Source organism: Saccharopolyspora halophila, from assembly GCF_039531955.1.
Classification (GTDB): domain Bacteria; phylum Actinomycetota; class Actinomycetes; order Mycobacteriales; family Pseudonocardiaceae; genus Saccharopolyspora; species Saccharopolyspora halophila.
The window spans coordinates 286,286-305,394 of sequence record NZ_BAAARA010000021.1 but is presented as its reverse complement, the minus strand read 5'-3'; the positions used below and the strand labels follow the sequence as shown (position 1 = coordinate 305,394).

Annotated in this window: 19 protein-coding genes; 8 read left to right on the top strand and 11 right to left on the bottom strand. The window is 71.7% G+C overall.

Annotation, left to right across the window (positions count from 1 at the left end; translation table 11 throughout):
- Positions 1 to 6: 6 nt before the first annotated feature.
- Positions 7 to 561 (bottom strand): GNAT family N-acetyltransferase, encoded by a 555-nt coding sequence (locus ABD289_RS22370; protein WP_344136421.1) that lies wholly within the window; start codon positions 559 to 561, stop codon positions 7 to 9.
- A 163-nt stretch (positions 562 to 724) separates the two neighbouring features.
- Here ABD289_RS22370 and ABD289_RS22365 point away from each other — a divergent pair, with 163 nt between their 5' ends.
- Positions 725 to 1,261 carry an EF-hand domain-containing protein gene (locus ABD289_RS22365; RefSeq protein ID WP_344136418.1) on the top strand — a complete coding sequence of 179 codons (537 nt, stop codon included), beginning with the start codon at positions 725 to 727 and terminating at the stop codon, positions 1,259 to 1,261.
- Here the strand turns inward: ABD289_RS22365 and ABD289_RS22360 are convergent.
- Genes ABD289_RS22360 through ABD289_RS22325 form a run of 8 tightly spaced genes read right to left on the bottom strand, consistent with a single transcriptional unit; the run spans position 1,225 to position 11,263 of the window.
- Positions 1,225 to 2,844 carry a class I adenylate-forming enzyme family protein gene (locus ABD289_RS22360; RefSeq protein WP_344136415.1) on the bottom strand — a complete coding sequence of 540 codons (1,620 nt, stop codon included), beginning with the start codon at positions 2,842 to 2,844 and terminating at the stop codon, positions 1,225 to 1,227. The genes ABD289_RS22365 and ABD289_RS22360 overlap by 37 nt on opposite strands.
- Positions 2,841 to 4,466, bottom strand: coding sequence for a CoA transferase (locus ABD289_RS22355; RefSeq protein ID WP_344136412.1), 1,626 nt, complete (start codon positions 4,464 to 4,466; stop codon positions 2,841 to 2,843). Before ABD289_RS22355 ends, ABD289_RS22360 begins: the two co-directional genes overlap by 4 nt.
- Positions 4,463 to 5,248 carry a class I SAM-dependent methyltransferase gene (locus ABD289_RS22350; RefSeq protein ID WP_344136409.1) on the bottom strand — a complete coding sequence of 262 codons (786 nt, stop codon included), beginning with the start codon at positions 5,246 to 5,248 and terminating at the stop codon, positions 4,463 to 4,465. Before ABD289_RS22350 ends, ABD289_RS22355 begins: the two co-directional genes overlap by 4 nt.
- The gene (locus ABD289_RS22345) at positions 5,245 to 6,831 is read right to left on the bottom strand and encodes an AMP-binding protein (RefSeq protein WP_344136406.1); all 1,587 of its coding nucleotides are present in this window, start codon (positions 6,829 to 6,831) and stop codon (positions 5,245 to 5,247) included. Before ABD289_RS22345 ends, ABD289_RS22350 begins: the two co-directional genes overlap by 4 nt.
- A 20-nt stretch (positions 6,832 to 6,851) precedes the next feature.
- Entirely contained in the window at positions 6,852 to 8,150 is a 1,299-nt protein-coding gene (locus tag ABD289_RS22340; protein WP_344136403.1) for a protoporphyrinogen/coproporphyrinogen oxidase, read from the bottom strand.
- Positions 8,147 to 9,070, bottom strand: a complete 924-nt coding sequence (locus ABD289_RS22335) for a UbiA family prenyltransferase (RefSeq protein WP_344136400.1) — start codon at positions 9,068 to 9,070, stop codon at positions 8,147 to 8,149. The genes ABD289_RS22340 and ABD289_RS22335 overlap by 4 nt, the downstream gene beginning before the upstream one ends.
- Entirely contained in the window at positions 9,060 to 10,184 is a 1,125-nt protein-coding gene (locus ABD289_RS22330; protein WP_344136397.1) for a DegT/DnrJ/EryC1/StrS family aminotransferase, read from the bottom strand. Before ABD289_RS22330 ends, ABD289_RS22335 begins: the two co-directional genes overlap by 11 nt.
- Positions 10,184 to 11,263: a DegT/DnrJ/EryC1/StrS family aminotransferase gene (locus ABD289_RS22325; RefSeq protein ID WP_344136761.1), complete on the bottom strand. Its 1,080-nt coding sequence runs from the start codon at positions 11,261 to 11,263 to the stop codon at positions 10,184 to 10,186. The genes ABD289_RS22330 and ABD289_RS22325 overlap by 1 nt, the downstream gene beginning before the upstream one ends.
- Between ABD289_RS22325 and ABD289_RS22320 the strand changes: the two genes are divergently transcribed.
- From ABD289_RS22320 to ABD289_RS22290, 7 genes are all read left to right on the top strand, one after another.
- The gene (locus ABD289_RS22320) at positions 11,159 to 11,377 is read left to right on the top strand and encodes a hypothetical protein (protein ID WP_344136773.1); all 219 of its coding nucleotides are present in this window, start codon (positions 11,159 to 11,161) and stop codon (positions 11,375 to 11,377) included. The two genes, ABD289_RS22325 and ABD289_RS22320, sit on opposite strands and share 105 nt — an antisense overlap.
- A 218-nt stretch (positions 11,378 to 11,595) precedes the next feature.
- Positions 11,596 to 12,558 (top strand): Gfo/Idh/MocA family oxidoreductase, encoded by a 963-nt coding sequence (locus ABD289_RS22315; protein WP_344136394.1) that lies wholly within the window; start codon positions 11,596 to 11,598, stop codon positions 12,556 to 12,558.
- A complete protein-coding gene (locus tag ABD289_RS22310) occupies positions 12,548 to 13,396 on the top strand; it encodes a sugar phosphate isomerase/epimerase family protein (RefSeq protein ID WP_344136391.1) in 849 nt (282 codons plus the stop codon). Before ABD289_RS22315 ends, ABD289_RS22310 begins: the two co-directional genes overlap by 11 nt.
- The gene (locus ABD289_RS22305; protein WP_344136388.1) at positions 13,396 to 14,679 is read left to right on the top strand and encodes a M20/M25/M40 family metallo-hydrolase; all 1,284 of its coding nucleotides are present in this window, start codon (positions 13,396 to 13,398) and stop codon (positions 14,677 to 14,679) included. The genes ABD289_RS22310 and ABD289_RS22305 overlap by 1 nt, the downstream gene beginning before the upstream one ends.
- Complete coding sequence (locus ABD289_RS22300) at positions 14,660 to 15,751, top strand: Ldh family oxidoreductase (protein ID WP_344136385.1); 1,092 nt, start codon at positions 14,660 to 14,662, stop codon at positions 15,749 to 15,751. The genes ABD289_RS22305 and ABD289_RS22300 overlap by 20 nt, the downstream gene beginning before the upstream one ends.
- The gene (locus ABD289_RS22295; RefSeq protein WP_344136381.1) at positions 15,751 to 16,677 is read left to right on the top strand and encodes a Gfo/Idh/MocA family protein; all 927 of its coding nucleotides are present in this window, start codon (positions 15,751 to 15,753) and stop codon (positions 16,675 to 16,677) included. The genes ABD289_RS22300 and ABD289_RS22295 overlap by 1 nt, the downstream gene beginning before the upstream one ends.
- A complete protein-coding gene (locus ABD289_RS22290) occupies positions 16,674 to 17,087 on the top strand; it encodes a DUF6917 domain-containing protein (RefSeq protein ID WP_344136378.1) in 414 nt (137 codons plus the stop codon). Before ABD289_RS22295 ends, ABD289_RS22290 begins: the two co-directional genes overlap by 4 nt.
- A 184-nt stretch (positions 17,088 to 17,271) precedes the next feature.
- Here the strand turns inward: ABD289_RS22290 and ABD289_RS22285 are convergent, their stop codons facing one another.
- A complete protein-coding gene (locus tag ABD289_RS22285; RefSeq protein WP_344136375.1) occupies positions 17,272 to 18,549 on the bottom strand; it encodes a nucleotide sugar dehydrogenase in 1,278 nt (425 codons plus the stop codon).
- The gene (locus ABD289_RS22280; protein ID WP_344136372.1) at positions 18,546 to 18,887 is read right to left on the bottom strand and encodes a hypothetical protein; all 342 of its coding nucleotides are present in this window, start codon (positions 18,885 to 18,887) and stop codon (positions 18,546 to 18,548) included. Before ABD289_RS22280 ends, ABD289_RS22285 begins: the two co-directional genes overlap by 4 nt.
- Between the last annotated feature and the right edge of the window lie 222 nt (positions 18,888 to 19,109).

The following is a 19,109-nucleotide window of genomic DNA, read 5'->3' as shown; positions in this document are numbered from 1 at the left end:
GCGGGGCTACTTCACGGGCTTGGGGCTGAAGTCCTTGGGACGGAAGGTGAAGACCGTGCAGGCGCGGTCGTCGAGGGTGAACCTGGAGTGCTTCTTCATCCCGAGCCCGCGGTGGGCCTTGAGCGCGCGCTCGTTGGAGTTCTCGATGAACAGGGCCGCGGTGGGATAACGGTCGCCGAGCATCAGCGCCATCGCCGAGAGCAGCGTGCGAACGACCCCTCGGCCGCGGAACTTCGGGGCGACCACGACAGGTCCGCAGAGCAGCACCGGGCCCTCCAGGCTCTTGGTCATCTCGATGGTCCGGCGAGCCGGTCCGTCGAAGCCCGCCGGGTCGCTGCCGTCCGCGGTCAGCAGCACCGCGACGAGCTTGTCCTTCTCCTCGGCGAGGAAGATGCCCGGGCCCTCCGCGGCGACGGCGAGGGCTTCCTCGTCCCAGCCGCCCGAGATGAATCCCTGCTTGTCGCGTTCCTCCTCGGGCACCGCGTCCTCCTGCGCGGACCGCAGCAGCGAGAGGATCGCGGGGTGGTCTTCCTCGGTGGCGAGACGAACTGACATGGCCATGCGATGAGCCTATCGGCCGTGCCCACCGGCAGCGCTCCAGCCCGCTGGGTTGACCTGCTGCGACCTCCCGGCCGCGCAGTGCGCACACCGGGCGCGACGACCTACGTTGCACTAATCTGTCGGCACGCCAACCGAAACGTCAGTCAACAGTGGACGGTGTCAAGTGGGGCGAGTCGTCGCGCAGGACCGGATCAAGGCGCGTTTCGACCGGTGGGACTCCGACGGCAGCGGGGATCTGCAGCGCACGGATTTCGAGCACGAGGCCGACCGGATCGCGCGGGCCTTCGGCGTGGAACCCACCACGCGCACCGCCCTGCGACTCAAGGCCGCGCTGGTCGGCTTGTTCGAGCTCTGCGCCGATCAGGCCGGCGTCTCGTCGAACGGGCCGATCACCGAGGTGCAGTTCCAGAAGGCGGCCGAGGGCCTCATCTTCGAGCGGGGCGAGGCCGCGTTCAACCGGGCGCTGCGTCCGGTGGTCCAGGGCGTGGTCCGGCTCTGCGACGGCGACGGTGACAGCCGGCTCGACCGCGCGGAGTTCACGTGCTGGCTGACCGCGCTCGGCATGGACGAGGTCAAGGCCGCCGAGGCCTTCGAGCGCGTCGACGCGGACGGCCGCGGCGCGCTGTCCGAGGACGAGCTGCTCGCGGCCATCCGCGACTACCACTACGGGCTGCTCGACGTGGAGCTCATCGCGGGCTGACCCTCCGGCCGGAAGCGCTCGGTGGCCAGCGCGGTGACCGTGCGCCTGCAGACCTTCCCGGTCGGCGCCAGCGGCAGCTCCGGCAGCGTCAGCAGGAACTCCGGGAGCTTGCGCCGTTCCAGCCCTCGATCGCGCTGCAAGTAGTCGGTGAGCACGTCCAGGGACAGCTCCGGAGAACCGGCCGACGGGCTGACGCAGGCGCACAACCGCTCGCCCAGCTCCTCGTCCGGGATCGGGACGCACGCGACATCGACGACGTCCGGGTGCGCGCGCAGTTCCCGCTCCACCTCCGCCGGGCTGATCTTGAGGCCGCCCCGTGAGACGACCTGTTCGAGCCTGCCGAGCACGTGCAACCGGCCGGACTCGTCGAGCACGCCCCGGTCTCCGCTGCGCACCCATCCACCGCGGGTGCGATACCGAGCGTCCAGGTCCGGGTCGGCGACGTAGCACAGCGGCGTCATCGGCCCGCGCGCCCAGATCTCGCCGCTGTTCCCCGCGGCGACGTCGTTCCCGAGTTCGTCGACGATCCGGATCTGGGCGACCGCGGGATCCGGGATGCCGGTGCCCGCCCCGTCACCGGTGCCGGTGCGCGCCGTGTGGCAGTTGATCCCGTCGGAGGACCCGTAGATCGTGATCACGCGGGTGCCGAACCGCTGCGCGCACGCCCGCGCCGTGACGTCCGAAAGCGGTGCGGCGCTGGATACCGCGGTTCGCAGGCTCGAGAGGTCCTCACCGGCCACGCGCGGGTGTTCCGCGAGCCTGCGCAGCATGGTCGGAACGCCGAACAGGTGGGTCGGCCGGTGCCTGCCGACTGCCCGCAGGGTCTCCTCCGCGTCGAAGCCGTCCCGCAGGATCACCGTCGAGCCCAGCGCCGCGATGCTCACGTGCGTGACCAGCGAACCGTACGAGGACGACAACTTCATCAGCATCAGCCCGCGCATCGGTTCCGCGCCGTCGTGCAGCGCGCGGACGTAGTTGGCGCGGCCACCGGCCATCGCGTTGTGCGAGTAGGCGATCATCTTCGGCTCGGCCTGCGAGCCGGAGGTCACCAGGATGCGGACCGGCGCTTCGGGGTCGAGTTCGGGTGCCGACCAGTCGTCGGAACCGCGCAGCGAGTCGAAGAGCAGGGCGCGCGCGGTCGGGATCCGGGCCGCGGCCTCCAGGTCGGCGGGATCGTCGAAAATCCCGGCGGCCGCGCGGGACCGTCCCAGCAAGCTCGTCGTGTCCCGGGTTCCCCCGCTCGCGGGGTACGGGAGGGCGACCGCCCCGACGGCGGCGACCGCCAGCTCCGCGACGACCATGCGCCACCCGTTGCGCAGCCGGATCCCGATGATGTCCCGCTCGCCGAGGCCCTCGGCGTTCAGCGCGGACGCGGTGCGCCGCACTTCCCGGTCGAGGCCCTCGTAGTCGAGCGTCACGTCCCCGTCGATGACGGCCTCCCGTCGCGGGTGCTCTCGGACCCGCTCGGTGAACATCTCGTAGACCGCGCGGCCGGGGCACAGCCCTCGGTCGATCCAGTGACGACGCAGCTCACCGGGTACGAGGTCGCGAACTTCGATCCCGTTGCGAGACGTCCAGGTCATGCGAACTCCCATGCAGGCGTCGGTGCGACGTGCGTGCTGTGGTGCAGGGCCTTCCCGACTCGCGGATCGGCGGCCAGTTCGCGCAGGTCCACGCACACGGGCGTGGCGTGGATTCCGCGCTCGGCCAGCCGATTCCGCCAGTTCTCGGTCGTGTCCTCGCGCAGCAGGGCCGGATCCAGGCCGGGGGATTCGGAAAGCGCCAGGTACCCGTCGGCGGTGGCGAGCGGACGGTCCCTCGGTGCGCGCGCCCGCCGCCGGTCGGGGCGCGGCAGCACTCCCGCGGCCGAGTACAGCGAGCTGTCCACTCGCGCCCCGAGCCCGGTGCGCTCGCGCCGCAGCAGCGCCCCGAGCACGCCGGTGGCGCACACCAGCCCGCCCAGGATGTCGGTCACCGTCAGCAGCGACGGCGCGGGCGGTTCCTGCTGCGGGTAGGCCGCCGCCGCGATGCCGCTGTGCGCCTGGACCAGGAAGTCCGTTCCCAGCGGCGGGTACGGCCAATCCAGCGGGGCCCACCCGGACGACCACGCGTAGACCAGTCCCGGGCGCGTGCGGGCGAGGTCATCCGCGTCGAGACCGGATCGCTCGGCACGTCCCGGTGCCCAGTTGTGCACGAAGGCGTCCGCTCCGGCGACGAGTTCGCGCAGCTCTCGCCGACCGGCGGCCGATTTCAGATCGAGCTCCTCGACGCGCTTGCCGTCGTTGAGCGCGCGGAACCGCGCCGAGCACTCCCCCGACATCGGCGGAACGCCGCGCATCGGGTCACCACCCGGCGGTTCCACCCGGATGACCTCGGCACCGAGCATGCCGAGCACGTGTCCGGCCATCGGGCCCTGGATTCGGCGGGTGGACTCGACGACGACGATCCCGTCCAGCGGGCCGCCACCCGTCCAGGACCGGGCGGTGGCCGACCCCGGGAGGTCCAGGAAGGTGCACGCGGGCACCTCCACCGGTTGCGCCGGATCATCCCGCACCGGCAGCGCACTCACCCCGGACTCCTCGGCGGCCCGCGCGATCTCGGCGTAGCAGAGCTGGCGCAGCCGGGTGTGCAGCCGCTCGGGCAACCGCGCCGCGGCGGTGGCGAAGCGCTGCTGGAACGGCAACCACCCGGTGGCGATGTCCGCGGGGTCTGCCCCGAGCTGCTGCCAGAAGCGTTGCCAGCCCTCCGGGCGCAGCGTCTCGAGTTCGAAGCGGATTCCCTCGCGGCTTCGAAAAGGCGGGCGGCCACCCGGTTCCCAGCTCTCGGCCCACTCGTCATCACTCGTGGCAACCGCGAGGTACTGGCCCACGATCAGAAGCGCCGACTGAGCGACGGAGGTGCGCGCCGAATCGATGCGCGCGCCGCGCGCGCGGGCGAGCGAACCGGCCAACGCCCCTTGCGCGGCGAGGACTCCGGCAACCGTCGAAGCGTAGTCGAGCCCGAGGCGCTGCGGCGTCCCGGACGCCCGGCCGTGCACGTGCATGATCCCGCACGCCGCCTGCACGGCCGTCTCGTCGGCCAGCGGCAGCTCCACCGGACCCGCCCAGTCGATCTCGCAGCGCACGGACGGACTCGCGCCGAGCTCGCGCAGCAGCTCGGCGGCCACCCGGTCGGCGAGCTCGGCCCGGCGAACGGTGGCCGTCATGTCCGGTCCGCCTTCCTTCCCTGCACCGAGTAGAGAACGCCGGAAGCGGCGCGAAAACCGCTCTCGCGCATTACCTCTCGCACGCGGATCAGCTCGTCCTCGGTCATGCCCGCCGCGAGCAGCCCGTCGCGAAGCTGATGCGTGTGGTGCAGCTGCAGGTCCAGCTCCGGCGATCCCGCGTGGCGGGAGCCGATGTACGGCTGCGGGTCGACGTCAACGAGCCCGGCCGCGCGCAGCGCACCGGCGGCCTCGCGCCCCCATTCGGGATTTCCCCCGCGCGAGCGCATGTGCGTCTTCTTCGCCCGGAGGAACCGCTCGTACAGCCGCTCGTCCGAGGCGAGCAGCACCGGTTCGTACCCGGCGTCCAGTTCGTCGACCTGCAAGACGCCGCCGGGCCGCAACGCGCGAACCAGCTCGTCCAGCACCGCCGCGCGTTGCGGGAAGTGCTGCAGCAGCAGGCGAACCGCGATCAGGTCGAACCGCTCGGCGGGCAGCCCGTCGGCGGTGATGTCGTGCACCGCGACCGTCAGGTTCGGGTGCGGCTCGATGGCTCCCGGGCTGATGTCGGTGGCCAGCACGCTGCCGGTGGGTGCCACGCGCTCGGCGAGCCAGCGCGCGACCGTCCCGTGCCCGGTTCCGACGTCGAGACAGCACCATCCGTCGGTGACACCGGTCTCGGCCAGCCGTGCCGTCGTGATCGCGTCGTAGGCCGCGGAGACGCAGCGGTGCTGTTCGCGGCTGTGCGGGCTCTCGTTGGTGAATACGTAGCTCTGCGCCGTCATGTCCACCGCCCGGTTCCGTAGGTGTCGGTCTTGCCGGTGAGCCGGTCGAGCAGCTCCAGCCTGCGGACCTTGCCGGTTCCGGTGCGGGGAACCTCGTCCCAGCTCAGCGCCACCGGTTCGGCCATGGCGGGCAGGCCGTGGCAGGCGTGCCGCCAGGCGCGCTCGGACAGCGCGCCATCGGCGGTGACCACCACCGGCAGCGGGAGCCGCTCGGCACGGGCGAGTAGCACGCACTCCAGGGCCTGCGGAAGTCGTTCCTCCAGCGCGTCCTCGGTCGCCAGGCAACTGCCCTCCGGCGCGCGATCGACCTCCCGATCCACCAGGCGCACGCTTCCGTCCCGCCCGCGGACGCCGATGTCGCCGGTGTTCCACCACGCACCGAGCCGCTTGCTCGCGAACCGCTCGGATTCGCCGAGGTAGTCCAGGCACAGGGCGCCGGTGCGCGCCAGCACCAGGCCCGGTTTCCCCGGCCGCACCGGGCGGAAGGTCACCGGATCCACCAGCTTCAGCCGGGTCTTCACCGGTACCGGATGTCCCGCGTGGTGCGTCTGCGCGCGGCGCCGGACCACCGAACTCCGGCGGTGCAGGCGGAACGTGAGCGGTCCCGTCTCGGTCTGCCCCCAGCCGTCCATCCAAAGCGGACGGCGCCGCCTGCTGGCGTTCAGGTAGGCGCGCAGCGTCGGCGGGTGCACGGCGTCGTAGGTGCTCACGAACAGCCGGACGCGCCGGAACGGGTTGGCGAGCCGCCCGGTCAACGGCTTCAGCCGGACGAAGGCGGCGGGCACTCCCTCCACGACCGTCGGCGGGTGTTCCCGCAGCAGCGGATCGGCCCGGTCCGGATCCTGCCCGCTGAGCAGCACGATCTCCTTCGGCGCGGTGCTCAGCGCCACCGCGGTCCAGCAGAACGTGCGCCCGTGCGCGTAGGAACTCGCCGTCGCCAGCACGTCGTCCCGGCGGATGCCCACCACCGGTGCTGGGAGCGCTTCGAACCCGGCGAGCCTGTCGATGATCGTCCGCGTGGAGTGCACCACCAGCTTGGGCACGCCGGTGGTGCCCGAGCTGTGCGTGATCACCAGAGGATCGTCCGGGCTGCGTCGGCGCGGCGCAGGTACCGGGTGCCCGCGCAGGCCATCGAGGTGCGCGGCGCCCGGGACCTGGCCGTCGATGCAGATCGTGCGGCGTGCGAAGGCGACCAGATCCACCCCGTCGGCCCGCGCCCGCTCGATCACCGCCGCGGTGGTGATCAGGACCTCGGGTCCGAGGCGTTCGAGCAACGCCGAGGCGGTTTCCGCGGGGAGGTGCGCGGACAGCTTCGCGGGGACAGCACCCGTCCGCACGGCCGCGCAGGCCAGCAGGTCGATGTCCCAGTGGTTGTCCTTGAGGATCGCCACCCGGGTTCCGGGCCCGGCACCGGCTGCCGACCACCAGCTCGCGGCCGCCCGCACCAGCTCGGCCAGCGCGGGCACGCCGTAAACCGTCCCGCCACCGGGGGCGATGTCGAACGGCCGATCCAGGTGCACCGTCGTGCGGTGTCCCCGTTCGGCGCATTCGTCGAAGAGCGCGCCCATGTCGTGTGGTCGCAACGCGAACTCCTTCGTCGATGTCAGACCGGCAGCGGGGAGCCGAGCCGGCTCAAGGTGCGGGAGGCGGCCAGCGCCGCCGTGCGCACGGCTCCCTCGCTGTGCGGACGCAGGATCGTCCAGTCCCCGGCGTAGTCCACCGGGCCGATCGGCCGGGTCCGGAAGCGCGGCAGCGCGGCCAGCGCGGCCGGGGTGCACTCGGGCAGGGCGTTGCGGTGGCGGTGCACCAGGCCCCCGCGGTGGGTGAATCCGGGCAGGTACCGCGACACCGCCGCGGCGACTCGCGAGGTCACCTCGTCGTCCCCCGCGGCGAACAGCTCCCGGGTGGTCCCGGTGTTGGTGTAGGCGGTCAACAGCCCCTTGCCCGGTGGAACGCACGCGGGATTCTTGACGTCGTCGAAGACGACACCGGCCAGCACGTCCTCCTCCGCGCGCGGGGTCACCAAGAGATACGGCCGCCCCGGCAGTTCCAGCGGTGCGTCGAGCGGAAGCCCCACCTTCAGCGCGCAGGTGAACGTGCACGCCCCCAGGAATTCCGCCTCCTCGGCGGGTGGATTCGCGTGCAGCTCGGCGGCGATCGGTGCGGGCACGCACAGCAGCACCTGCCGTGCGCTCACCACGTCGTCGCCGATCCGCAGCCGCGCCCCGGAGCCGTCGTCGACGACCTCCCGGACCGGCTGACCGGTGCGCACGTCCAGGCACGCGGCCATCCGGAGGCAGGGGACGTCCATGCCGTCGCGGTAGGTCCGCCAGGCGGCCGCGTCGCCGACCGCTCGTTGCAGGCCGAGCAGCGCCGCCGCCGAGGATCGGGCGGTGTCCCAGAAGAAGAACGACGCGGCCGGCTGGAGCAGGTAGTCGTGCAGGTCGCGGTGGTGCGAGCGGGCGAACTCGGCCACCGTGGTCCCGCCCAGGGCCGAGCGCTCCGGGTGGTCGGCGTCGACGCTCTCCCCGAGGCGGAGCAGTTCCAGCCTCGCTCGCGGGGACAACCCGGCGCCGGTGAGCAGCCCGCGCGCCGAGGCGAAACCGGAGCGGGGCTCGCCGTCGCGCCACACCGACATCGGCCGCCCGATCGGCGGCACGTCCGATGCTCGAAGACCGAGTCGGTGCAGCAGTTCCCAGGTCGCCTGATATCCGCGGGGAGAGATCTGCTCGGCGCCGGTGTCGACCTGGAAGCCGTGCGTCCGCGCGGTGGCCATGCGGCCGCCGACCTGCTCGGCGGCCTCGTAGACCCGCACCTGCAAGCCGGCGCGCTGCAGCTCGAAAGCCGCTGTGAGACCAGCGATCCCGGCTCCGACGACCGCCACGTCCAGATCCGGGCTCATCCCGCCACCACCAGGAGGTTGGCCAGCACCACCAGCAGCACGTAGACCCGGTGCACGGTGAAGCCGAGCTTGCGGGCGCGCATGATGTCGCCGCGGGCGAAGCCCAGGTGGAACTGCCTGGCCCGCAGCGCCGTGGCGGGCAGCACCAGCAGCACGAACCAGCCCGGAGCGACCCCGGTCAGCGAGGCCAGCGCCCCCAGCAGGAACTCACCGGCCGACAGCGCACCGATGAAGGCGGCGTTGCCTCGCTCCGAGGTCAGCGCGGCCACCGTCGGCCGGCCCACCGCCCGATCACCGTCCACGTCGTTGGTGTTGGAGTACACCCCGAACATGAGCGGCCCCATGCCGAACAGCACCGCCTGCACCAGGACGAACCCGGAGAACTCACCGGCGATGAGGCCGTAGGGCGCCAGCACCAGCGTCAAGCCGAGCACGACCAGGAACGCCTCCTGCAGGCCGTGGTAGCTGAGCTTGAGCCCGTAGGAGTACTGCAGCGCCGCGACGAACACGACGGCCAGCAGCACGATCGCCCACATCGGCCGGTGCGGAGCGGTCACGATCGCCGCCGCCCACAGCATCGCCCCCGACGCCGCTGCGCCCCAGGCGAACCGGATCGCTTCGGCCTCGGTCAGCGTTCCGGCGACCAGCGGTTTGCGGAGCTTCTTGCGCAGCCTGTTGTCCGGCCCGTAGTTGACCAGGTCGCTGCCGTCGCGGTAGCCGGTGATGTCGTCGAGCGCCACCCCGGCCACGATCACCGCGATCTCGCCGAGCAGGAACAGCACCAGCGTCGCGGGCGACTGCTGCACGGCCGCCGCGACGATCAGGATGCCCAGGTAGTAGTCGTAGACGTCGAACTTGCCCAACCGCAGGTAGCCGCGGAACCTGGATCGCGGCTCCGCTGCTGCGAACTCAGTGGACATCGGCGACCTCGCAGTGCTCGCGCACGGCATCGGCGATGAACTCGACTTCGCCGTCGCTGAGGTGCGGGTAGATCGGCAGCGCCAGGATCCGGTCCGCCGCGTGCTGGGCGTTCGGCCACTCGTCGTCCGCCGGGGCGTGCGGCTCGAAGGCGGACTGCTGCGGCAACGGCTTCGGGTAGTACACGTGCGAGCCGATCCCGCGGGCCGCGAGGAAGTCCCGCAGTTCGTCGCGCCGCTCGGCCTGCAGGCAGTAGACGTAGTAGCACCGCCCCTCCCGTCCCGGCGGGGGCGGCAGGACACCGGGCAGCCCGGCGAGGCGGTCGGTGTAGCGCTCGGCGATGCGCGCCCGGCGCTCCAAGCGCTCGGCGAAGCCGGCGAAGCGGTAGGTCTGGAACGCCGCCTGGATCTCGTCGAAGCGGCTGTTGGTGCCCACCACCTCGTGCACGAACCGCTGTCCGTTCTGCCCGTGGTTGCGCAACACCCGCACCCGGCGGCCCAGCTCGGCGTCCCGCGTCACCACAGCGCCACCCTCGCCCGGCATCCCGAACGACTTCACCTGCACGAACGAGTAAACGCCCGCCTCTCCCCAGAGCCCGGCAGGCGTGTCCCGCAGGACCGCGCCCTGAGCGACGGCGGAATCCTCCAGCAGCCGCAGCCCGCGTTCGGCGGCGAGCTCGGCGAACCGAGGCATGTCGGCCATGATCGAGAACATGTGGGCTGGCAGGATCGCCTTGGTGCGGTGGGTGATCCGCGCGGCGGCGTCCTCGGGGTCGAGAACCATCGCGTGCCGATCGACATCGGCGAACACCGGCTGCGCGCCGACCTCCAGCACGGCTGAAGCCAGCGGCGCGCAGCCGAAGGCGGGGACCACGACCTCGTCTCCGGGCCCGATCTCCATCGCCCGCAGCACCAGGCCCAGCGCGCTGGTACCGCTGCCGCAGGCCACCACGTCCGCGGCACCCGTTGCCTCGCGCAGCATCCGCTCGAAGGCTCGCGTGTGCTCGCCCAGGATGAACTTCTGCTCCGGAGCGGTACCGATCTCGCGAATCAGGTCCAGCATGACCTTGCGATCGCCTTCGAACAGGTCCGGCGGGAAGAACGGAATCGTCGTCATCAGACCCTCCCGGTGACGAACTCGCGCACGGCGGCGCACACTCGGTCGACCTGCTCCGGTTCGAGGTCGGGGTACAGCGGCAGTGCCACCGCGCGCTCGCTGGCGGCCTCGGCGCGCGGGAACGCACCCCACCGGTGGCCGCGTCCGGCGAAGCAGGGCTGCAGGTGCAGCGGGACCGGGTAGTAGGTCTCGGTGCCGATGCCGCGGCGCGCGAGGAAGTCGACCAGCCCGTCCCGGTCGTCGACCTCGATCAGGTAGACGTAGAAGACCGCCGATTCCGGATCAGGGGCCTGCGGCAGCCGCACGAGGCCGTCCAGCCCCTGCCGGTAGCGCTCGGCCAGCTCCGCGCGCCGGACGATCTCCTCGTCGAGGTGTTCCAGCTTGGCCAGCAGCACGGCCGCCTGGATGTCATCCATCTTGCTGTTGGTTCCCGCCGCACCGGTTTCGGTGGCGATTCCCGGGAAGTTGTCCAGGGTGTTGCTGAATCGCCCGTGGTGGCGCAGCGCGGCGACCGCCTCCGCGACGCGGGCGTCATCGGTGAGCACGGCGCCCGCGTCACCGAGCGCACCGAGCGTCTTGCTGGGGAAGAACGACAGCACGCCCCCCGCTCCGTGCAGCCCGGCGTGGAAACCCCGCTGCCGCATCCCGATCCCCTCGGCGCTGTCCTCGACCACGGTCAATCCGCGATCGTTGGCGACGGCGTCGATGGCGGACATGTCGGCCATCTGGCAGAACAGGTGCGCGGGCAGCACGAAGCGCGTGCGCGGCCCGGCCACCCGATCGATTTCGGCCGGGTCGAGCGCGTAGCTGACCGGGTCGATGTCCGCGAAGACCGGCTCACCACCGGCGAGGACCACCGCGGTGGCCGTGGCGATGAACGAGTAGGCGGGCACCACCACCTCATCGCCGGGGCGAATTCCCAGTCCGCGCAGCAGCAGCACGAGCGCGTCGGTTCCGCTGTTGACGCCCACGACGTGCCGAGCGCCGGTGTAGCCAGCGAGCGCGCGCTCGAGTTCACCGACCTGCTTTCCGTGCGAGAACTTGCCGTTGTCGAAGACATCGTCTACACGCGCGCTGATTTCGGGCCAGAGGCGCTCGAAGGTATTCGCCTGGGAGAAGAATGGAACTTGTTCTCGACCCGCCGCTCCCCCGGCGAATTCCGCCCCACGGGACAACCTGATCCGACCCCCTGAAACCGCTCCGAATTCAACCCGGCCGAGATCGAACCTAACCACCACCGACCCCGCTCGACATGCGAAAAGGACATCTTCACCCCTTTCGGTGAGAGACGCTTTTTCAGGCAGAACTCCGCATTCCAGACCCGCGAAAGATCGGTACAGTAGGTCGCGACCGGGCGCTCCGCCCGCCCATTCGCATCCACTTATCAGTCCACAGAGGACATTTGCGTATCATGCTGCAGCCATTCGTGATCGGACTCGGTCGCGCCGGCGCCGATCTGCATCTGCGGGTGCTGGAACGGGTTCGCGCGGCCGCGAGCGAGCTGTTCGCGCCCGGTCCGGTCATCGCCAGCGACCCGGACGGGAGCAAGCACCGGCCGGACGTGATCGCCACCGGCTCGATCGAAGCCGCCACCGCGCTGCTGGACCCGCAGCGCACCGTCGCGCACCTGTGCACCCCGCCGGAGAGCCGCGCCGAGGTGCTCGCCGAACTGGTCGGACACGGCTTCCGCCGGATCGTCGTGGAGAAGCCCCTGGCCACCGACCCGGCCGAGCTCGAGACGATCGAGGCCCTCCGCGACCGGCACGGGCTCGACCTGGTCGTGGTCAGCCACTGGCTCGACTCCCGGCTGACCGAGCACCTGGCCGAGCTCATCTCCCGCGGTGGCCTCCGGAGCATCGCGTTCGACCAGGACAAGCCCCGCTTCGCCCGGTCGACGACCACCGGCGGACATCCCACGGCCTTCGACGTGGAGCTGCCGCACTCGCTCGGCGTCGTGCTGCGGCTGGCCGGAGCGGCGCAGCTGACCGCAGCCGAGTGCGGCGACATGCGTTGCGAGGACGCGGTCCTGCCCGGCCTGGGCAGCGCGCGGCTGACGCTGACGCACCCCGGCGGAGTCCGCAGCGAGATCCGCTCGGACCTGACCGCGCCGATCCGGCGGCGCCGCATCGTGCTCGAGTTCGACGACGAGCAGGTCGTCGGCCACTACCCCATCAGCGCCGAGGACGACCACGCGCACCTCGAGGTCGACGGCCTGCGGCGGGTTTTCCGCGACGACGCGCTCACCCGGTTCGTGCTGCGCGCCTACCGCCACTTCCACGCACCCGGTGCCGAGCACGGCACCTTCGAGCTGCACCGCGACATCATCCGCCTGCTCACCGCCGCCAAGGAGAGGACCTTCGAGTATGCGCACTGACCTGCTCGCCGGGATCGGGGACGAGGCGGCGGTGGCGCTGCCCGATCAGATCGATGCCGTCACCCGGCTCGGCTGGACCGGCATCGAGCTGCGCTCGGTCGACGGGGTGGCGCTGGCCGATCTCGACGACTCGCGGTTCCTCCGCGTGCGCCGCGCGGTCGAAGCGGCGGGGCTGCGCGTGGTCTGCCTGGCTTCCCGGATCGGCGACTGGTCGCGGCGCATCACCGCGCCGCCCGAGGACGACCTGCGCGAACTCGACGTGCTCGCCGAGCGGTGCGCGGCGCTGGGAACCCGCTTCATCCGGATCATGTCCTACTGCGCCGACGGGCTCGCCGAAGCCGAGTGGCAAGCGCGGGTGCTGGACCGCGTCGCGCTGCTGAGCGACCGCGCGGCCTGCCACGGCGTGGTGCTGCTGCACGAGAACTGCTCGGGCTGGGCGGGTTCCGATCCCGACCGGATGCTGCGGCTGGTCGACGCGGGCGGGCCTTGCCTGCGGCTGCTGTTCGACACCGGCAACGGCGTCGACCACGGATACGACAGCGTGGACCTGCTCGAGCGAATCCTGCCGCACGTGGAGCACGTGCACGTCAAGGACGCCGTCGGCGATCCCGGCCGGGCCGGGTACGTGCTACCCGGGGACGGTCGGGCTCGGGTGCGCGACTGCCTGCGCGTGCTGTTCGACCACGGCTACTCCGGTGCGCTCTCGCTGGAACCGCACCTGGCCACGCGCCCGCACGAGGGCGTCGCGGCCACCGATTCCGCCCCGTTCGTGCTGGCCGGACGGCGACTCGAGGAGTTGCTGCGGGAAACGACCGCGCAGACGGCCGGTGTCGTCTGATGCCGTTCACCGACGACGACTGCGAACTGCTGCTCGATCTGCTGGCCACGCCCACCGTCAACCCGCTGGAAACCTCGGAGCCACCGCGGCTCTGGCAGGCCCAGCGCACCTACGCGCGCGCGGCCGAGGGGCTCGGTTTCCAGGTGCTGCAGCACGCGCCCCCGCCCGCGGACGTGCTCGACCGCGCGGACGTGCCCGCGGCCGTGCGGCGAGCCGGGCCGGACTTCCTCGCCGAGCAGCCGAGCCTGCTGCTGCGACTGGGTCCGGAGCTCCCGCGCTCCGCGACGGTCATGTTCAACGTGCACCTGGACACCGTCGCCGGGCTGGAGCCGGTCGGGCTGCGCGATGGCCGGTTCACCGGACGCGGTGCGATCGACGCGAAAGGACCCGCCGTCGCCCTGCTCTCCGGGATCCGCGCCGCTGTCGAGGCGGAAACCGCTCTGGGCCAGGATGTTTCCGTGCTGGTGCAGGCCGTCGCCGGCGAAGAGGGCGGAGCGATGGGAACCTTCGGCACCCGGCCCCTGGTGGAGCAGGGCCACGTCGGCAGGATCAACATCTGCTGCGAGCCCACCGGCCTGCGCTACCTGCCGCGATCCACCGCGTCGATGACCGCGCGCCTGCTCGTGGACGGGCGCGGCGCCATCGACGACGCGCCGGATTCGGGCGACAACGCCACCGTGCTGCTCGGCTTCCTCGCTCAGCACTTGGCCACGCGCCTCGACCCGGCCGACCGCCCCGGACGATTGTGCGTCGGCGGGCTGCGCACCGGTGACCGGCACAACCGCGTGTACGGATCCGGGGAACTGCAGCTCAACCTCTCCTACGCCGACGCGCGAGAAGCGGCGGCGGCCGAGGCGGCGCTCAACGCCGAGATCGACCGCGGGCTCCGCCACTTCCGGGAGCTGTTCGCGGGCACGCGGGAATTCGCCCGCACCGCGCTCGACGCACCCGCGATCACCCGCGTGGAGTGGCTCAAGCGCGGGCTTCCCTGCCTGAACGGCACCGACCCGTGGGCCGAGGCCCTGCTGTCCGGCGCGGGTGCCGCCCGCTGGCCGGATGACGAGCCCGCCTTCACCTGCGACGCCATCTGGCTGCACGACCTCGCCGAGTCGTTCACCGCCGTGCTGGGCCCCGGTCGGCTGGACGCCAATCAGGCGCACGCCGAGGGCGAGTACGCCGACCGCACCGAGCTCGCGGAGTTCGCCTCCGTCGTCTCCGCGCTGCTGACCGGCTTCGCGCAGCATCGCACCGGAAAGGAGCACCGTGTCGAATCCGCAACCTGACCCCGTGCACGTCCCCTACGACCAGCTGCACCACCTGATCAGCGGTCAATTCACCCGGCGCGGGGTGCCCACCGAACGAGCCCGGCTCGCCGCGTCGGCCCTGTGCCACGGCGATCTGTGCGGGTTCGAGTCGCACGGCGCGTTCAACCTGACGCGGCTGTACCTGCCGCTCTTCGACTCCGCGCGAGTCGATCCCGGCGCCGAACCGGTCACCCGCACCGATCTCGGCGCCTGCGCGACGGTGGACGCAGGGCGCGCACTGGGCCTGTGGGCCGCGGCGGAGGCCATGGACCACGCGATCGAGCGCGCCGGAACGCACGGCCTCGGGCTGGTCTCGGTGCGCGGCGGCACGCACCTCGGTTGCGCCGGGTTCCACGCGGCGCGCGCCGCCGAGGCCGGAATGATCGGGGTAGTGGCGAGCAATTGCGGCGGTCAGCGCATCGCCCGGCCGCCCCGCGGAGCGCTGGCGATGCTGGGCACCAACCCGCTGGCGGTGGCCGCGCCCGCGCTGCCGGAGCACCCGTTCGTCCTGGACATGAGCACGACCGTGGTCCCGACCGGCAAGGTGCGGCTGGCGGCCAGCGACGGCGCGTCGGTGCCGGACGGCTGGATCGCCGACGACACCGACCGCCCGGTCACCGATCCGCACGCCTTCGACGGCGGTACCGCGCACCTGCGCTGGCTCGGCGGCGACCCGGAAACCGGCTCGCACAAGGGTTTCGGCCTGGGTCTGACCGTCGAGGTGCTGTCAGCCCTGCTCTCCGGATCCGGCATCGGACCCGCGCCCGAGGCGCTGCGCGGGGAAGCCGGGCGCGACGACGACATCGGCTACTTCGTGCTGGCCATCGACGGCCAGCGGCTGCGGCCGGATTTCGCCGAGGCCGCCCGCGCGATGTTCGGCGCGGTGCTGGACTGCCCGCCTGCCACCGGCGATGACGTGGTTCGCTATCCCGGCTGGTGGGAGGCCGAGCGTTCCTGGCAGCGCAGGTGCGAAGGAGTCCCGATTCGCCCGCGACTGCACCGGGAGCTCGTCGAGCTCGGCCTGCGCGACGCCGAAGCGGTGGCCCGCTGATGCGCCGCGTCGCGGTCATCGGGCTCGGGGCGATCTCCGCCTACTACCTCGACGCCATCGAAACCCGGCCGGACTGGCACTTGAGCGCGGTCTGCGACGTGCGCCCCGACGCCCTCGGCGGGCGCTCGCCCGATGTCGCCCGCTTCCGGGATCACCGGGAACTCCTCGCGGAAGTGGACCTCGAAGCCGTCGTCGTGACCGCGCCCAACGACGTGCACGCCGCGGTGTGCCGGGACGCGTTGCGCAGCGGAGTCGCGGTGTGCGTGGAAAAGCCGCTCGCGGTCTCGCTGGACGACGCGCGGGAACTGGCCGCGCTGGCCGCGCAGCGGGAAGTTCCGCTGCTGACCTCGTTCCACCGCCGGTACAACGCCAACGTGCTCCGCCTGCTGACCGAGGTCGCCGCGCGCGGCGGCCCGGCGGCGATGCGGGTGCGCTACCTGGAGCGCATCGAGGAGCACATCGGCGACGACACCTGGTACCTCGACCCGCAGCGCTGCGGCGGCGGCTGCGTGGCCGACAACGGGCCGAACGCCTTCGATCTCGTGCGGCTCTTCCTCGGCGAGGCCGCGCTCAAGCACGCCACCATCGATCGCGACGAGCACGGCACCGACCGGCGAGCGACCATCGAGCTGGAGTCACCGTCCGGTGTACCCGCGGTCGTCGAGCTGGACTGGTCGCACTCCGGTGAGACCAAGGACGTCGAGGTGCTGCTCGCCGACGGAACGCGGCTGCGCGCCGACATGCTGGCTGGTTTCCCGGGTTTCAAGTCCTCGCTGTGGCACGAGTACCACGGCGTTCTGGACGAGTTCGCCGGCGCGATCGACGCGGGAACCCATCGGGCCGACGGCGGGCTCGCGGCGCTGGAACTGGTCCGCGGAAGCTACCGAGCACCCGCGCGAGCGGTGCCGGGAAAGGAGCCCGTTTGAACCCCGACGAGGACGGACCGAAGCGCTCGCTGTCGGCCCGCGTGGTCAAGGTGCTGGTCCATCACCGCGCCGAACGCGGAATGTCCCTGGAACCGCATGCCAGCCGCTGCATCCGCGCGGGCGAGGTGCACGAGCTGGTCACCACCGATCACGCCGAGACCGACGCGGACGCGCGCATCGACCGGGTGGCCTTCCTGGGTTTCGCCGAGTTCGACCACGGCGGTGTGCTCGACCGCGGCGACCGGCTCCGGATCGGTGCCCGCCACGTGGGAACCGTGCTCGGGTTCGACGCGTGCCACTTCCCGAACCACTACAACATCCTCGTGCGCGCGGAAGTCCCGGTCAGCGGTGCGGACCTGGGGCTGCGACCGGAGGCGGAGCTGTCGTTCACCCCACCCCCGGCGGGGTGAACGACGTACGAGCACGCGGCGGGTCCGTTGCTTCCAGCGCGGGACACCGCCCGCACAGCAGGGGATTGCGCAGCGGCCTCGTGGCGAACGCGCCGCGAGGCCGCGTTCGGCGTGCTCGAGGAGCCGTCCGGATCGCGGACCCGCTCGGCCCGCACCGCCGGACGACCTCGCACCGGACGAACTCCTAGAGATGCCGGACGTTCTCCCCGGCGAGCTTGCCCCTGGTGTCCAGCAGCAGGCATCGCGAGGCGACCAGCCGGACCGGGTCGTAGCACGAGTGATCCTGCAGCAGGATCGCGATGTCGGCCGCGCGCAGCGCTTCCTCCGCCGAATCCACCCGGGGAAGCTCGCGGCCGTCGACCTCCAGGGCGCGCACACCGGGATCGTGGTAGACGACGTCGGCTCCGCTGCGCAGCAACCCGCTCGCCACCGGGTAGGCCGGGGATTCCCTGGTGTCGGCGATATCCGGCTTGTAGCTCACCCCGAGCAGCAGCACGCGAGCCCCCTCGACCGGCTGCTCCCGGTCGCGAAGCAACCGCTCGGTGCGAGCGACGACGTATTCGGGCATCCGGGCGTTCACCGCCCGCGCGGCCGCCAGCGTGCGGAACGAGAATCCCGCGCCGTCGGCCATGGTTTCCAGGTAGACCGGATCCACCGGGATGCAGTGGCCACCGACGCCGGGACCGGGCTGGAACGGGGCGTACCCGAACGGCTTGGTCCCGGCGCAGTGCAGCACGTCCCACACGTCGATGTCCGTCCGGTCGCAGAACAACGCGACCTCGTTGACCAGCGCTATGTTGACGTAGCGGTAGGTGTTCTCCAGCAGTTTGGCCATCTCGGCCTCACGAGTTCCGCGGGAGACCACCAGCGTGTCCACGAACCGTCCGTAGAAGGCGACGCCGTGCTTCGCGCACAGCGGCGTGATCCCGCCGACGATCTTCGGCGTGTTGCGCACGCCGAAGAACTCGTTCCCGGGATCGATGCGTTCCGGCGAATAGACGAGGTGGAACTCCTCGCCCGCGACCAGCCCGCTGGCCCGTTCCAGCAACGGCCGGACGAGCTCTTCGGTGGTACCGGGATACGAGGTCGATTCCAGCACCACCAACGTGTTCGGGCGCAGCTGCTCGCCCACGGTCCGCACCGCGGCCCGCACCGCGCTCAGGTCCGGAACCCCCTCGGCGAGCCCTGTCGGCACGCACAGGACCACGGTTTCGGCCTCGGAGATCACGGCGGGGTCGGTGCTGGCGCGGAACCCCGCGGCCGCCATGTCGGCGACCGCGGAGTCCGGCACGTCCGTCACGTGCGATCGGCCCGCGTTGAGCCCCTCGACCACCGCCTCCGAGACGTCGAAACCGGCTGTGCTCATCCCGCTCTCGAACGCGCGGGCGAGCAGCGGAAGCCCGACGTAGCCGAGCCCGACCACGACGAGCTCCACCCGGGATCGTGCGAGCGGAGCGTTCATGCCTTGAAGCTGCCGAACGCCGGGCTGTCGTGCGCCCCGCGGCCCGGCTCGAGCGGGACTCCGGGCACGACCGGGGTCCCGTCGCACCCTGGAGTCGCGTAGAGCGTGATCTCGCGCGGCGTATCGTTGATCACCACGTGGGTGCCCACCGGGAGCTCGTAGCAACCCTCCGGGTTCTTGAACTTCTTCACCGGAACCGCCTTGTCCAGAATGAAGACCAGAACCTGGTCGTTCTGCTCTTGCGCGGCAGGGGCTTGCGCGACGGCGGTACCACCCGCCGTCCCCGCCAACAGGGCACCGGAGGCGAGCAGTACCGCGGCCGTTCGCAGAATCCGCATGACATACTTCCTTTCCGCAATGGGTCACCACGGTCCGCCCGTGGAGAGGTGATTGCTGATGGCCCGCAGGGCGACCGATGCCGAAACGCCCCGCTGAGAAAGCCGTGATCGAAGCTAGCAGCCTCCGAAATCCGTTGCAGGCAAAGGAGTCTGCACGCGAGCACGGATACGGACAGGAAAGCGCCCGATCGTGCGACGCAGCCTGCCGCCGGTCCGGAATCG

Bases quoted from the DNA above. Each gene is read 5' to 3' on its own strand.
- ABD289_RS22370 (WP_344136421.1), bottom strand. From the start codon at position 561: ATGGCCATGTCAGTTCGTCTCGCCACCGAGGAAGACCACCCCGCGATC.
- ABD289_RS22360 (WP_344136415.1), bottom strand. From the start codon at position 2,844: ATGACCTGGACGTCTCGCAACGGGATCGAAGTTCGCGACCTCGTACCC.
- ABD289_RS22355 (WP_344136412.1), bottom strand. From the start codon at position 4,466: ATGACGGCCACCGTTCGCCGGGCCGAGCTCGCCGACCGGGTGGCCGCC.
- ABD289_RS22350 (WP_344136409.1), bottom strand. From the start codon at position 5,248: ATGACGGCGCAGAGCTACGTATTCACCAACGAGAGCCCGCACAGCCGC.
- ABD289_RS22340 (WP_344136403.1), bottom strand. From the start codon at position 8,150: ATGAGCCCGGATCTGGACGTGGCGGTCGTCGGAGCCGGGATCGCTGGT.
- ABD289_RS22335 (WP_344136400.1), bottom strand. From the start codon at position 9,070: ATGTCCACTGAGTTCGCAGCAGCGGAGCCGCGATCCAGGTTCCGCGGC.
- ABD289_RS22330 (WP_344136397.1), bottom strand. From the start codon at position 10,184: ATGACGACGATTCCGTTCTTCCCGCCGGACCTGTTCGAAGGCGATCGC.
- ABD289_RS22315 (WP_344136394.1), top strand. From the start codon at position 11,596: ATGCTGCAGCCATTCGTGATCGGACTCGGTCGCGCCGGCGCCGATCTG.
- ABD289_RS22310 (WP_344136391.1), top strand. From the start codon at position 12,548: ATGCGCACTGACCTGCTCGCCGGGATCGGGGACGAGGCGGCGGTGGCG.
- ABD289_RS22305 (WP_344136388.1), top strand. From the start codon at position 13,396: ATGCCGTTCACCGACGACGACTGCGAACTGCTGCTCGATCTGCTGGCC.
- ABD289_RS22295 (WP_344136381.1), top strand. From the start codon at position 15,751: ATGCGCCGCGTCGCGGTCATCGGGCTCGGGGCGATCTCCGCCTACTAC.
- ABD289_RS22285 (WP_344136375.1), bottom strand. From the start codon at position 18,549: ATGAACGCTCCGCTCGCACGATCCCGGGTGGAGCTCGTCGTGGTCGGG.
- ABD289_RS22280 (WP_344136372.1), bottom strand. From the start codon at position 18,887: ATGCGGATTCTGCGAACGGCCGCGGTACTGCTCGCCTCCGGTGCCCTG.